This window comes from Streptococcus sp. P25B114, from assembly GCF_053010325.1.
The window spans coordinates 18,929-32,198 of the sequence record NZ_JBRKNW010000020.1 but is presented as its reverse complement, the minus strand read 5'-3'; the positions used below and the strand labels follow the sequence as shown (position 1 = coordinate 32,198).

The following is a 13,270-nucleotide window of genomic DNA, read 5'->3' as shown; positions in this document are numbered from 1 at the left end:
ATATGAACCCTTTCTAATGAGTTGTTTAGTCGCTTTTCATTATAGGTCATATGGGACTTTTTTTCTACACTCAAAAAGGCTCCATAATCTCTACAGTGGATTTACCCACTACAGAAATTATAGAGCCCCTTTTTTTGGCTCGTTCATTTCCTTTGATTCAGGCTAAAGAGTCTTGTAGATTCTGATTTTTCTTAAAAACAAATTTTTTATGCAAATTTTGCATAGAATCTAAATTTTAGTTTTAGAATGACTAAAATAGTATCGGAAGGGGTACTATGTACATTAGAATAAAAAACTTAAGAGAAGACAGAGACTATAAACAGAGTCAAATTTCACAGTACCTAAATTGTTCACAATCTGCTTACTCTAGAATAGAGAATCGTATTCAAGATGTTCCTACTCAGTTTTTAAAGAAATTAGCAAAGTTATATGGAGTAACTACGGATTTTTTGCTAGAGATGGATAAGGAATAATATCCCTTCTGTTGTTCATTGACAACTGAATAGACTGAAGTGGGACTTTAATCATTTGTGGAGCAATTTAGCCTGGTACGCCGTGAGATGAGCGAGAATTATCGGCTATAAAATAGGTTGGTTACCTATCTGCCATGAGACAAATGAGGATAATGATACTTCTGAACGTTCAGGCTGCCATCGAGAAAGGACAGCGGGTGAAACTCCCATGAAGAACTTAACCAGTTCTACCTACAGAGGTCAAAATTTTAAGTAAAGGAAAAACGTTTATGGAAAAAATACAAACAGGTGCGGAATTACCGCAGATTGTGATTGAGGGATATAAGGTTACAGTACAAGTAAGTGATCAGCCACTAAGTCTTACAGACGTTTTAGATGATTTACTGGGGCGACGGCTGGAAAAAATTTGATTTTTTAGCGGACAAGTCGTGGTAGATTATGTAAAATAGAATAGTAGAACCTCAATCCTTAATCGGTAAGCACCTAAACACTGATTAAGGAGATAAACATGACAAAAGCCTGTATTTATTTACGCCTGTCACGAGATGATGGGGATAATGTGGAAAGCAATTCCATCATCAACCAACGCTCACTTTTGAGAGATTATGCCAGAAATCATGATTTCACGATTTTAGAAGAATTTATGGATGATGGTATTAGTGGCTTAACCTTTAGCCGCCCTGACTTTAACCGTATGATGGCAATGGTTAATGATAAGACAATTGATACTATTATTGTTAAGGACTTGTCACGCTTCGGTCGTGACTATATTGAGACTGGGAAATACCTTCAGCGAATTTTTCCTGCTATGGGAGTTAGGTTTATCTCGGTCAACGATCACTATGATAGTATGACCGCAGATACTAATGAAACACATCTGGTTATGCCTATCAAAAGTCTCATCAATGATAGTTACTGTCGAGACATCTCAACCAAAGTTAGGAGTACCCAAAAAGCTAAACGACAAAAGGGCGAGTTTATTGGAGCTTTTGCCCCTTATGGCTATCGCAAAGATGAAAAGCAACGGAATCATCTAGTGGTTGATGAGAATGTACGCCCTACCATTGAGAAAATTTTTGCTCTTAAATTAGAGGGATATTCCTCAAACGCTATTGCAGGATTTCTTAACAAAACTGGTGTAGAGACGCCTCTACAACGTAAGAAAGTCTGTCAAGAAAAGCTTAAAGGTTTTCATGGTCATAACTACAAGTGGGATACCAAAATGGTCAATCGTATCCTGATTAATCGTGTCTATACAGGCACTTTGGAACAAGGGAAACAAACCAAACTCAACTACAAGTCTCAAAAGTCTGTAGCTGTGAATCCAGCAGAATGGGTACGAGTTGATGATACACATGAGGCGATTATCTCAAAAAGTACGTTTGAGCTTGCTAATAATCTCTTACTCAGAGATGTCAAACATGGGAAGAAGTTACCTGACCTCTTTGCAGGATTATTGTTCTGTGGTGATTGTCAGTCTCAGCTTTTACAACGAAAACTCCGTTACAAGGATAAAGAGACTGTTCAGTATATTTGTAGCACCTATAATAACGGAAGAGGTTGTAGTCGCCATGCGATTAAGCAAGATATGTTGCTTGACTTGGTCGCTACGTTTATCTATCAACACCTTGACTGGAAGTCCTATCTGATTAAAGCAGTTCCTGATTATGTTAATCAAGAACAGTTTTTGGAAGTTGATTTTACTTCTCTACATGAGAATCGCAAGAAGCATGAACAGTTGCTCCAGTCCTTGTATTTGGATTTAGACGACGGTTTGATCAATGATACAGAATACCAAGAGTTTCAGCGATGCTATCGCCAAAAGCTAAATCAAATTGAAGACACAATCATTCAAAAGAAAGAGTTAGCTCAAATCCTGTATGATAAACTTCAGGATAAGGAGAAGTGGTTAGACCAGTTGAGTGCCATACAAAATAACCAAGAGCTCAATCGTCTCACTTTAGTGACCTTACTTGACCGTATTGTCATTCATGAGAATCAGGAGTTGACCTTAGTGTTTCATGATGTGGCAGAACTAGAACTCCTCCAGCAGTTTTCTCATCGAGAGACGGAGGTGGTCTAATGGCACGTACTAAGAACCGCTACCGTAAGGAAACGATAGATGAGGTACCACTTCAAACTTATCGTACGGGTATTTACATTCGCCTATCCAAGGAACGTACTGAGAGCTGGCGAAACAAATCGCAGTCCTTAGAGACGCAAGAAAGTCTTGCTAGAGCCTTTGCCAAGGAGAAAGGGTTAACTGTAACCAAGTGTTACATCGACTATGAGTATTCCGGCACGACCTTTAACCGACCTGCCTACCAAGACATGATGGATGACCTCAAAAAAGGGATTATCAACTGTATCTTGATTCGAGACTTATCCCGTTTGGGTCGAAATTACATTGAGATGGGACGACTGATTGATAAAGTATTCCCCTTTATGGGAGTTCGATTTATTTCAATCAATGACAACTTAGACACACTCGACGGATTAGAGGATAAGAAATCCTTTGAGGTGGAAATCAAGAATTTGGTCAACGACTTATATGCTAAGGATATTTCAAAGAAAGTTATGGCTTATAATATCCATCAAGCTAGTCAAGGCTACTACATTGGAACTTCTGCACCGTATGGTTATCGCATCGACCGTAATGAAGCAGGTGCAAGGTTAGTTATGGATAATCAGGTTAAGCCAATTTTAGAGTTTGTTTTTCAAGAGGCAATTGAAGGTAGATCCATGCCTCAGATTACTGCTGAATTGAATCGTAGAGAAATTGCTGTACCACAGTCCTACCGTAAGACTGGTCAATTATATAGAGGTGAGCAGGATACGAAAAGATGGCAAGCAGGAAATTTACTTCGTCTGATTAAGATGCCTGTTTACAGGGGAGACCTTGTTCAGCGAACACGAAACAAATCCTTGTCTGAAGATGACTATATCTATTTTGAAAATGCGCAGGAAGCCTATATCAGCAAAGATGACTACGAAAAAATTCTTCAGTATTCTGCTAGTCGTAAGTCTGTTAAAAAGACTGACCGAGTAAAAACTTCAAATCGCTATAAAGGTTTGATTTATGGCAAAACCAAATCAACTCAAATGGTTCGAAAGTGTCGCCATTTTTCAAACAATAAGTCCGATTATGATTATTATTATTTTATGGACTATGTTTATGATTCAAACCAATCAGAAAGACGGACCGTTTCTATTAGTGAGAAAGCTTTGGATAAGATAATCTTAGAGTTGCTTCAAACTGCAATGAAGCGTTTAGGTACAGTTGAGACTTTATTGCCTCGACTTGAATCTAAAAAGGAGAATTGCCTAAAGACATATCAAAAGCAGTTGAGGGGTCATCAAGGTTCAATAGTACAATGGAATGCTGAACTAAGTGATCTTTACGCAGCGTTCAGTCTTAACCGCTCTAAGCGAGAAGACTATCTTTCCAAAAAGAAAGAAATAAACTCAAAAATCAAAACCATTTCACAAGAAATAGCCCAATGTGAAACTTCAATAAAGCAGATTGAGGAGGAGTACAATAAGCAGGTGAATTGGGTTAGACATCTAGCCAAGAGTAACAATCAAGCAGTTTTAACGGCAGAACTCTTAAATACTTTAATAGAACGGATTGAAGTTGATGTGGACAAAACAGTCACAGTAACTTTTAACTGTCGGATCGGGTGGGACGAGCATGACTAAAATCGCTCTATACCTCCGCTTGTCAGTTGATGAGGCTAATACAGATGAAAGCAACTCAATTACTCATCAACGGTACTTATTAAACCATTTTCTTGACCAAGAACCTGAGTTCAAGAACTGGGAACGTTTGGAGTTTGTGGACGATGGTTTTTCAGGCACCAGTCTTAAACGTCCAGCCTTTAAACGCATGATGGCCGATGTTAAGGCTGGAACAATCCGTTATATCATCGTCAAGGATTTGTCTCGATTTATGCGTGACTATCTGGAATTGGGAAACTATTTGGAGAATATCTTTCCTTTTCTCGGAGTTCGATTTATTGCTCTCAACGACCATTATGATAGCCTGGTGTCTGAACATAATGGACTGGATATTGATGTGCCCTTTAGAAACTTACTCAATGATTTCTACGCCAAAGATGTTTCTGAAAAAGTCAAGAGTACAATGAACAGTATGAAACGCTCTGGGAAGAACATGAGTTGGTTACCACCGTTTGGTTATATCAAGGACCCAAATGACCGATTTAAGATTATCATTGATGAGGAAGTCGCTCCAATTGTGAGACGAATTTTTAGACTTTGCATTGAGGGAATGGGAACTCAAAAAATAGCGATGTTACTTAATAGTGAACAGACGATTACTCCAGCTGAGAGGAAAATGCAGGTTAGTCAAGCAAGGTATACAAAATCAATTATCATTACTGCAGAACAAAAGAGGAATGTATGGACGAGAAGTGGTATTCTCCAAATACTCAAAAATGAAGCCTATAAGGGGACATACCTGTTTAACACTAGAACAACGGTAAATGGTAAGCAAATTCGGCGGCCTGAATCAGAGTGGGAACGTCTTGACAATAATCATGAAGCAATTGTATCAAGTGAGGACTTTGACAAAGCTCAACAATCACTTGCCTCTCGCATTAGTGGGCCGAAAAGTCAGACTTGCAACCAGCCACAAGAAGTTTTATTACGAGGCTTAGTTATCTGTGAACATTGCGGGCATCGTCTCCTTCGATATAGCCACTATAACAACTATGATTATTTTTATTGTCGTTACTGTAGAAGTCAAGGTCAGACCATGAAGTCCTGTCGGATAGATAGAATAGAAGAGGCTATCGAGAAAGAATTAAAGTCTCGGTTGCCGAAGAACTCTCCAAAGCTATCAAAAACGAATCTTATAAGAGAAGCTGAACGGCTGAAAACTCAAAAGGTTTCTCATTTTCAAGACTATAAAGAGGGCTTGATGACAAGAGAAACTTACATGGAAAAACGTCAGAACTTAGATAATTCTATAATGGAAATAGAAGAACAATTAAAGGTAGTTGGTAGGGAAAATATAGCATTTGACAAAAAAATGACCAGGGAAGTGGTTGACACTCATATCGAGAGGATTGTCGTCAATGGCCAAGGTTCTTTTACAGTTGTCTATAGATAATCTAATGAGAGACTTGTGTAATAGCGAGTCTCTTTCTTAAAAAGTAGCTTTGTGGTATAATAAGGGTGTTTTCAGTGTAGAAAAATAGTGTCATTTACTTGACATAAGAGGGTTATTTAGAAGTTAGTGGGATATTTTATTTATAAAAATGTGATAATTTTTATTGAGGAGGTTACATATGAAAAATGATGCAATTCAAAAAGTTCTTATTAGGGACTTAAATTTACGAGATGTCTTTTTTGACTCATTAAGAGATGATTATCCTGGTTTCGATAAGTGGCTGGCTAAAAAGGCTACTAGTGGAGATGAAGCCTATGTACTGATTGTTGATGGGAGATTACTAGGTTTTCTTTATCTTAAAGAAGAAGTAGAAACAGATAATTGTATTAATCCTCATTTTGATGAAAGAAAACGTCTAAAAATTGGTACTTTTAAAATTGATTCACACGGGACGGTTCTCGGTCAACGATTTTTGAGTATCATTTTAAGAAAGATGTTAAATGAAGGCTATGATTTTACTTATGTGACCTTATTCCCCAAACAAACTGCTTTAATTGCTCTTTTTGAACGCTTCGGTTTTCGTCAATGGGGAAGCAAAAATAACGGGGAATTAGTCTACTTTAAAGATTTATATGTTTTCAATGATATTTATAAAGATTTCCCACGATTATCTTTATTAGAGGATAGTTCTAAATATTTACTTTCAATATTCCCTGAATACCATACGAAGATGTTTCCAGAATCTCAACTACGTACGGAAAAAAATCATGTTATCGAAGATTTATCAGTAACAAATTCCAGCGAAAAAATTTATATCAGTGCAGCTAGGCAAGTTCTTGATATGAAACCAGGTGATCACATCGTGATTTATCGTACTGCTGAAGATGGAGTTCCAGCAGAATTTAGTTCTGTTGCTTCAACAATTTGTACAGTTGGTGAAGTTTTAAAAATTGATGATTTTAATAATTATGATGATTTTGAAACCTATTGTGGAAAAGGTACAATCTTTACAAAAGATGAATTGTTAAAATTTTGGAATAAACAATATCCTAAGTTCATAATAAAGATGATTTATAACGTCTCATTGAATAAGCGTATTATTCGAAGAGATTTAAGAGATGTGGTAGGTATAAACGCAGATAGGTGGACCTGTGTTCAATTATCACAGGATCAATTTTGTCACATTTTAGAAATGGGTGGAGTAAATGAAAGCTTTATTATCAATTAAACCAGAATTTGTAGCAGAAATTATTGAAGGGAGGAAGAAATTTGAGTATAGAAAGAAGGTTTTCAAACGATCAGATATTTCTTCAATAGTTGTTTATGCGACAAAGCCTTATGGTAAAGTTGTAGGAGAGTTTGAAATTGCAGAAATCATTGAAGAAAATTTAGATACATTATGGAATGAGACTCGAAAATTTTCGGGTATTTCTGAAGAGTTCTTTTATGATTATTTCAAAGATAGGGAAAGTGGATTTGCAATAAAGATAAAAAAGTTTATCGAATACGAAGAGCACTTAGAACTATCTGAATTTGATTCAAGTATAAAAGTTGCACCGCAATCGTTTTGTTACATAGGGAGATATTGAGTTGAGTTATATTTTATTAGTGGGAATTCATGGAGTTGGTAAGACTACACTATTGAATAAACTGAAGGATAGTATCGATTTGACAGCTTTATCTATTAGTGATTTGATCAGGCAAGCTGGAAATGACATCAAGCGAGAAGAGAAGCATACTACAAATATTCAAAATAATCAGTTCTTGTGGAAAGAAAAATTGAAAGAGTATTCATTTTTGAAGGATGAATTAGTGGTTCTTGACGGCCATTTTACTTTACTAGATAAAAATGGAGATATTGTTGAATTGCCGTTTGAAACATTTGATGGTATTGATATTAGAAAAATAGTCCTTAAGAGAGAGTTGCCTTCTGTTATCAAAGATAGATTGGAAAATAGAGACAGAACTTTATGGAACATTGATCTTATAGATAATTTTCAAGAAACTGAAACAAAAAGGGCTCAGCAATTCTCTGTGGAAAAGAATATTCCGCTATTAGAAATTAATGATGGAGTGCATATTGAAGAGGTACTTGGATTCTTAAAACTATAAGTTTTAATTTTCATGTCAGTTACTTGACATAAGAGGGTTGGTGCGATGTGGATCAGTCCGTTAAGGATAATGTGGTGAAAGAGGTCATGGAAGAAGCAGGGCTGGATGTGGAGGCTCTGCGAGTCGTTGCGATTTTGGACAAGCACAAGAACAATCCTGCCAAGTCAGCTCACCGCGTGACCAAGGTCTTCATTTTATGTCGTCTCCTTGGCGGGGAGTTTCAGCCCAATTCGGAAACAGTCGCCAGTGGCTTTTTCAGTCTAGATGACTTGCCTCCGCTCTCGCTTGGGAAAAATACTCCTGAGCAGTTAGCACTTTGCTTGGAAGCCAGTCGATCTGAGCATTGGGAAACACGATTTGATTAAGGAGAAAGTATGACCTATCAAGGCTATTTGATTGATTTAGATGGAACGATCTATGAAGGGAAAAAGCGGATTCCTGCTGGTGAACGGTTTATTCATGGCTTGCAAGAACGTCAGATTCCCTATTTATTCGTGACCAACAATACCACCCGCCGTCCTGAGATGGTGCAAGCTATGTTGGCGGAGAATTTTAATATTGAAACGCCACTTGAGACCATTTACACGGCCAGTCTGGCTACTGTGGACTACATGAATGACTTAGGTCGGGAAATGACGGTTTATGTCATCGGTGAGGACGGGCTCAAGTCTGCCATTTTTGAGGCAGGTTATATTGAAGATACGGAAAATCCAGCCTATGTAGTTGTCGGTTTGGATACTCAGTTGACCTATGAAAAGCTTACCATTGCTACCTTGGCTATTCAAAAGGGAGCGACCTTTATAGGTACCAATCCTGATTTGAACATTCCGACTGAAAGAGGTCATTTGCCAGGTGCTGGTTCATTGATTGCACTTTTGAAAGCTGCTACCCGTGTTGAGCCGATCTTTATTGGCAAGCCTGAAGCTATTATCATGGACAAGGCTCTAGAGATTTTAGGGACGGAACGCAGCCAAACGGTTATGGTGGGAGATAACTACCTGACGGATATTCGTGCAGGGATTGATAATGGATTTCCAACTCTTTTAGTCCTGACTGGATTTACCAAGCCAAAAGAAGTAGCAGTCTTACCCCTGGCTCCAACCCATGTCCTCGAGAGCTTAGATGAATGGAGTTTTGATGAGAACTAAGTTACAGATTATCGGAACGATTTTATTTGTCTTGTCGGCAGCAGTTCTAGGAACCATCTACCTAGCTTGGCTAGTTTATCCGCTAGAAATTTCCTACCTAGGCTTGGAAAATGTTGTCTACATGAATGCGTCGGATATTTCCTACAATTTCAATATCCTGATGAACTATCTGACCAATCCTTTTGCAAGTGTTTTAGACATGCCAAATTTCCGCTCATCGGCAGCTGGTCTCAAGCATTTTAGGGATGTTAAGTATCTCTTTCATTTTGCCCAGTTTGCCTTTCTGATTAGCCTGCCAGTCTTTATTTCCTTTGTTAAACAGGTTCTAAACATGGGCTATGGTCAGATCTATCATCGGGTTTTTACTTGGGTTGCCTTGGCGCCTGTTCTTATCGGACTGGTCGGTGTCTTAATTGGATTTGATACGTTCTTTGTCCTCTTCCACAAGGTCCTCTTTCCGGGCGATTCGACCTGGCTCTTTGACCCAGCAAAAGACCCTGTCATCTACATTCTGCCACAGGACTTTTTCCTCCATTGCTTTATCTTGTTTTTCGTTCTCTACGAGCTCTTTTCTTTGGCAATGCTGGCGTGGACAGTGAAATCTACCAAGAAAACTAACTAGGATAATTTTTCAGATTTATCATGAAAAATCATTGACAAAGATAGTTTTTAGTAGTAAAATAGTTAGGACTTTGAAATTGAGGGGAGTGAAAAAAATGTCAAAAACAGTAGTACGCAAGAACGAATCACTTGATGATGCTCTTCGTCGTTTCAAACGTGCGGTTACTAAAGCTGGTACTCTTCAAGAAACACGTAAACGTGAATTCTACGAAAAACCATCTGTAAAACGTAAACGTAAATCAGAAGCAGCTCGCAAGCGTAAAAAATTCTAATTGAATTTCAGACAGCCTTCGGGCTGTTTTTTGTTTACATTTTAGGCGAAGTTTCATATAATGGATATACATTATTTGGACATTCAAAGGAGTACCTATGAGTATTTTAGTAACAGGTGGAGCAGGCTATATTGGTAGCCACACAGTGGTTGAATTGCAGAAATTGGGCAAAGATGTTGTCATTGTCGACAACCTGTCTAATTCAAGCATTTTGGTCTTGGATCGCATTGAGGAAATCACAGGCAAACGTCCGACTTTTTATGAATTAGACGTAGCGGATAAGGACGCCCTCCGTGCGGTTTTTGAGAAAGAAACGATTGAGTCTGCTATTCATTTTGCAGGCTACAAGGCGGTCGGTGAGTCGGTTGAAAAACCAATCATGTACTATGAAAATAACATCATGTCAACGCTTGCCTTGGTCGAAGTCATGGCAGAATTTGGTGTCAAGAAGATTGTCTTCTCATCCAGCGCAACTGTCTATGGACTCAACAATCCATCACCGCTTGTGGAAACCATGCCAACCAGCGCAACCAATCCTTACGGTTACACCAAGGTCATGTTGGAACAAATCCTTCGTGATGTGGCGGTAGCAGATAGCGACTGGTCAGTGGCCCTTCTCCGTTATTTCAACCCAATTGGTGCTCATGAATCAGGTTTGATTGGTGAAGATCCTGCTGGTATTCCAAACAACCTTATGCCCTTTATCGCACAAGTTGCCGTTGGTAAACGTGCAGAGCTCAGCGTCTTTGGTAATGATTACGATACAGTGGACGGTACCGGTGTCCGTGACTATATCCACGTGATTGATTTGGCACTTGGTCATATCAAGGCTCTTGAGAAAATTTCTGGTGAGACTGGTGTTCATACCTATAATCTCGGATCTGGTCAGGGAACCAGCGTACTAGAGTTGGTACAAGCCTTTGAGAAAGTCAATGGTGTTCCGGTGCCTTACAAGATTGTAGACCGCCGTCCTGGCGATGTTGCCACTTGTTATGCTAATGCGGACAAGGCTCTGGCAGAGCTCAACTGGAAAACAGAAAAAACAATCGAAGACATGTGCCGTGACACCTGGAACTGGCAGTCTAAAAATCCAAATGGATATGAAGGATGAGAAAAGATGTGAGTATTGGCTCACATCTTCTTTTTGTCATAGTGCAAAAGAAAAACAGGCGGAAAGCCTGTTTCACTATCTTATTGATTATTTTTTCAACAAGTCACGGATTTCTGCAAGCAATTCTTCTTGAGTTGGTCCTGCAGGAGCAGCTTCTTTCTTAGGCATTGCTTTTTCTGCAGCTTTAACGATGAAGAACAAAACTGTACCGATGATCAAGAAGTTGATAATAGCGCTCAAGAAGTTACCGTAAGTAACACCGTTCCAGCTCAAATCAGCAATCTTTTCTGCACCAGCAGCTTTCAAAGCTGGGTTCAACAAGAGGGGAGTAATCAAATCAGCAACGAATGAATCGATGATGGCTTTGAAGGCAGCACCGAAGATAACTGCGACAGCAAGGTCAATAACGTTACCTTGGAACAAAAATGCTTTTAAATCTTTCAACATATCCTAAATATGTCCTTTCATAAATTTTTACTCTATCTATTATATACACTTACATTTATTTTTCAAGTAATATGTCTCGAACATTTTACATTTCTAGAAATTTGTTATACAATATAGAATGTTAAAATGTGCGTATTCTCTGTATTTGTGAGGAGGTGACCGATGGTATCAAAAGAAAAAATCAATGATATTAAACAGGCTGTCAATATTGTTGATATTATCGGTGAGTCGGTTGCCCTGACCAAGGCTGGACGCAATTTTCTGGGACTTTGTCCCTTCCACGGTGAGAAAACTCCTTCCTTCAATGTGGTGGAGGATAAGCAATTCTATCATTGTTTCGGCTGTGGGAAGTCAGGGGATGTCTTCAAGTTTATCGAGGAAATACAGGGCGTGACCTTTGGGGATGCGGTACAGATTGTCGCTCAAAAGGCGGGAATTGTCCTAGAAACCAGTCCGCAATTTCAGCGGGCTGAGAAAGTTGCCAATCCCAACCAGGTTCTCTACGATATTCACACTGAGGCGGCTAAGTTTTATCATGCCTTGCTCATGACGACTAAGATGGGAGAGGAAGCGAGAGACTATCTCCACCAGCGCGGCCTGACAGATGAAGTCATCAAAACCTTTCAAATAGGCCTGGCCCCTGACCAGCAAAATATCCTCTATCAAAAATTGTCCAGCCAGTTTGAGGAAGACGCCCTCTTGCAATCGGGTCTTTTCCATCCTGGTGATCATAATAGAATCTATGATTCCTTCCACGGTAGAATTATTTTCCCCTTGACCGACGAATACGGTCGGGTTATTGCCTTTTCTGGTCGTGTCTGGACAGAGACGGACCGGGAGAATAAGCAGCTGGCCAAGTACAAAAATTCGCGTAGCACTGCAATTTTCAATAAAAGTTACGAACTATATCATTTGGATAGGGCAAAAGCTGTCATCAAGAAACAGCACGAAGTCTATCTGATGGAGGGCTTTCTGGATGTTATTGCGGCCCATCGTGCAGGAATTGAGAATGCGGTAGCCTCTATGGGAACGGCTTTGACCCGTGAGCACGTGACCCACCTGTCCAAGTATTGTAAGAAGGTTGTCCTGACCTATGATGGTGATAAGGCGGGACAGGCTGCTACCATTAAGGCTTTGGACGAATTGCAGGATTTCCAAGTGGAGATTGTCAGTCTACCAGATAATATGGACCCCGATGAGTTTTTGCAGAAGAACTCTGAGGTGGCTCTTGAGCAGGTTTTGACCAAATCGCGCATTAGTGCGGTTGAGTTTTTAATCAATTATCTCAAGCCGGAAAATCCTGATAATTTGCAGATGCAGATTGATTTTGTGGAAAAAATTGCCCCTATCATTGCCAAGGTTAAGTCTATTACGGCCCAGAATTCCTATATCTACAAGGTAGCAGACCTCTTGTCTGATTTTGACTATGGTCAGGTGGAGCAGGCGGTCAACAACGTTCGCCTCACGCACCGCCAGCAACGCAGTCAGCAGGCCCAACAGTCCTTTTCTGAGGCAAAAAATTTGCCGGACCTGCAGGTTGTTCCGCGAGTGACTAGCCTGGTTCGGACAGAAAATCACCTGCTCTATCGGATGGCTGAACATCCCTATATTCTCAACGAATTTCGGCTGAGAGAGGATTTTGCCTTTGCGACGCCTGAATTGGAGGAACTCTTTCAGCTCTTGAAGAAGAATGGTGAGATTTCCAGCTTTGAATTATCCCAAGTCAGTGATAGTGCCCAACAGGCCTGGTACCGGGTCCTGGAAGAACGCTTGCCAGAGGAGGTTGCTACTCATGAAGTAGAGGAATTACTGGTCAGTCGGGATCGAGAATTGCTAAAAAAAGAAAACCAGCATGCTGCACGAGCCATTCGTGAGCATTCCCATGTGGGAAATACAGACATTGCCCTTGATGAGTTGCAAGAACTCCTCAATCGAAGAAAACAAATGGAGTAAAG

Annotated in this window: 14 protein-coding genes and 1 pseudogene; 14 read left to right on the top strand and 1 reads right to left on the bottom strand. The window is 39.6% G+C overall.

What is annotated here, in order from left to right; genetic code table 11:
• Positions 1-275: 275 nt before the first annotated feature.
• The 13 genes and pseudogenes from ACVC7T_RS09245 to galE all read left to right on the top strand — a co-directional run bounded on the left by ACVC7T_RS09245 (position 276) and on the right by galE (position 10,868).
• Positions 276-473, top strand: a complete 198-nt coding sequence (locus tag ACVC7T_RS09245; RefSeq protein ID WP_447262838.1) for a helix-turn-helix domain-containing protein — start codon at positions 276-278, stop codon at positions 471-473.
• A 269-nt stretch (positions 474-742) separates the two neighbouring features.
• Complete coding sequence (locus ACVC7T_RS09240; protein ID WP_105209195.1) at positions 743-883, top strand: hypothetical protein; 141 nt, start codon at positions 743-745, stop codon at positions 881-883.
• 98 nt (positions 884-981) lie between these two features.
• Positions 982-2,556, top strand: a complete 1,575-nt coding sequence (locus ACVC7T_RS09235) for a recombinase family protein (RefSeq protein WP_105209194.1) — start codon at positions 982-984, stop codon at positions 2,554-2,556.
• Positions 2,556-4,172, top strand: coding sequence for a recombinase family protein (locus ACVC7T_RS09230; protein WP_105209193.1), 1,617 nt, complete (start codon positions 2,556-2,558; stop codon positions 4,170-4,172). The genes ACVC7T_RS09235 and ACVC7T_RS09230 overlap by 1 nt, the downstream gene beginning before the upstream one ends.
• Positions 4,165-5,604, top strand: coding sequence for a recombinase family protein (locus tag ACVC7T_RS09225; protein ID WP_447262837.1), 1,440 nt, complete (start codon positions 4,165-4,167; stop codon positions 5,602-5,604). The genes ACVC7T_RS09230 and ACVC7T_RS09225 overlap by 8 nt, the downstream gene beginning before the upstream one ends.
• Positions 5,605-5,782: 178 nt before the next feature.
• Positions 5,783-6,832 carry a hypothetical protein gene (locus ACVC7T_RS09220; protein WP_447262836.1) on the top strand — a complete coding sequence of 350 codons (1,050 nt, stop codon included), beginning with the start codon at positions 5,783-5,785 and terminating at the stop codon, positions 6,830-6,832.
• Positions 6,810-7,193 carry an ASCH domain-containing protein gene (locus ACVC7T_RS09215; protein WP_002942979.1) on the top strand — a complete coding sequence of 128 codons (384 nt, stop codon included), beginning with the start codon at positions 6,810-6,812 and terminating at the stop codon, positions 7,191-7,193. The genes ACVC7T_RS09220 and ACVC7T_RS09215 overlap by 23 nt, the downstream gene beginning before the upstream one ends.
• A 1-nt stretch (position 7,194) precedes the next feature.
• Entirely contained in the window at positions 7,195-7,716 is a 522-nt protein-coding gene (locus ACVC7T_RS09210) for an ATP-binding protein (protein WP_447262835.1), read from the top strand.
• A gap of 35 nt (positions 7,717-7,751) precedes the next feature.
• A pseudogene (locus ACVC7T_RS09205) lies at positions 7,752-8,081 on the top strand (NUDIX domain-containing protein); the annotation flags it as partial.
• Positions 8,082-8,090: 9 nt separating this feature from the next.
• Entirely contained in the window at positions 8,091-8,864 is a 774-nt protein-coding gene (locus ACVC7T_RS09200) for a TIGR01457 family HAD-type hydrolase (RefSeq protein ID WP_105160559.1), read from the top strand.
• Positions 8,854-9,486, top strand: coding sequence for a TIGR01906 family membrane protein (locus ACVC7T_RS09195; protein WP_105160558.1), 633 nt, complete (start codon positions 8,854-8,856; stop codon positions 9,484-9,486). Before ACVC7T_RS09200 ends, ACVC7T_RS09195 begins: the two co-directional genes overlap by 11 nt.
• A 94-nt stretch (positions 9,487-9,580) precedes the next feature.
• Positions 9,581-9,757, top strand: a complete 177-nt coding sequence (gene rpsU / locus ACVC7T_RS09190) for a 30S ribosomal protein S21 (protein WP_000048054.1) — start codon at positions 9,581-9,583, stop codon at positions 9,755-9,757.
• 97 nt (positions 9,758-9,854) lie between these two features.
• Positions 9,855-10,868, top strand: a complete 1,014-nt coding sequence (galE, locus tag ACVC7T_RS09185) for a UDP-glucose 4-epimerase GalE (RefSeq protein WP_172062416.1) — start codon at positions 9,855-9,857, stop codon at positions 10,866-10,868.
• 87 nt (positions 10,869-10,955) lie between these two features.
• Here the strand turns inward: galE and mscL are convergent, their stop codons facing one another.
• Positions 10,956-11,315 carry a large conductance mechanosensitive channel protein MscL gene (gene mscL / locus ACVC7T_RS09180; RefSeq protein WP_105111874.1) on the bottom strand — a complete coding sequence of 120 codons (360 nt, stop codon included), beginning with the start codon at positions 11,313-11,315 and terminating at the stop codon, positions 10,956-10,958.
• A gap of 162 nt (positions 11,316-11,477) precedes the next feature.
• Between mscL and dnaG the strand changes: the two genes are divergently transcribed.
• Complete coding sequence (dnaG, locus tag ACVC7T_RS09175; protein WP_447262834.1) at positions 11,478-13,268, top strand: DNA primase; 1,791 nt, start codon at positions 11,478-11,480, stop codon at positions 13,266-13,268.
• The last annotated feature ends 2 nt before the right edge of the window (positions 13,269-13,270 follow it).

What these genes read in the sequence shown, in the direction of transcription:
- rpsU (WP_000048054.1), top strand. Translation starts at nt 9,581, where the DNA reads ATGTCAAAAACAGTAGTACGCAAGAACGAATCACTTGATGATGCTCTT.
- galE (WP_172062416.1), top strand. Translation starts at nt 9,855, where the DNA reads ATGAGTATTTTAGTAACAGGTGGAGCAGGCTATATTGGTAGCCACACA.
- ACVC7T_RS09235 (WP_105209194.1), top strand. Translation starts at nt 982, where the DNA reads ATGACAAAAGCCTGTATTTATTTACGCCTGTCACGAGATGATGGGGAT.
- mscL (WP_105111874.1), bottom strand. Translation starts at nt 11,315, where the DNA reads ATGTTGAAAGATTTAAAAGCATTTTTGTTCCAAGGTAACGTTATTGAC.
- ACVC7T_RS09230 (WP_105209193.1), top strand. Translation starts at nt 2,556, where the DNA reads ATGGCACGTACTAAGAACCGCTACCGTAAGGAAACGATAGATGAGGTA.
- ACVC7T_RS09195 (WP_105160558.1), top strand. Translation starts at nt 8,854, where the DNA reads ATGAGAACTAAGTTACAGATTATCGGAACGATTTTATTTGTCTTGTCG.
- ACVC7T_RS09245 (WP_447262838.1), top strand. Translation starts at nt 276, where the DNA reads ATGTACATTAGAATAAAAAACTTAAGAGAAGACAGAGACTATAAACAG.
- ACVC7T_RS09240 (WP_105209195.1), top strand. Translation starts at nt 743, where the DNA reads ATGGAAAAAATACAAACAGGTGCGGAATTACCGCAGATTGTGATTGAG.
- ACVC7T_RS09225 (WP_447262837.1), top strand. Translation starts at nt 4,165, where the DNA reads ATGACTAAAATCGCTCTATACCTCCGCTTGTCAGTTGATGAGGCTAAT.
- ACVC7T_RS09215 (WP_002942979.1), top strand. Translation starts at nt 6,810, where the DNA reads ATGAAAGCTTTATTATCAATTAAACCAGAATTTGTAGCAGAAATTATT.
- ACVC7T_RS09220 (WP_447262836.1), top strand. Translation starts at nt 5,783, where the DNA reads ATGAAAAATGATGCAATTCAAAAAGTTCTTATTAGGGACTTAAATTTA.
- dnaG (WP_447262834.1), top strand. Translation starts at nt 11,478, where the DNA reads ATGGTATCAAAAGAAAAAATCAATGATATTAAACAGGCTGTCAATATT.
- ACVC7T_RS09200 (WP_105160559.1), top strand. Translation starts at nt 8,091, where the DNA reads ATGACCTATCAAGGCTATTTGATTGATTTAGATGGAACGATCTATGAA.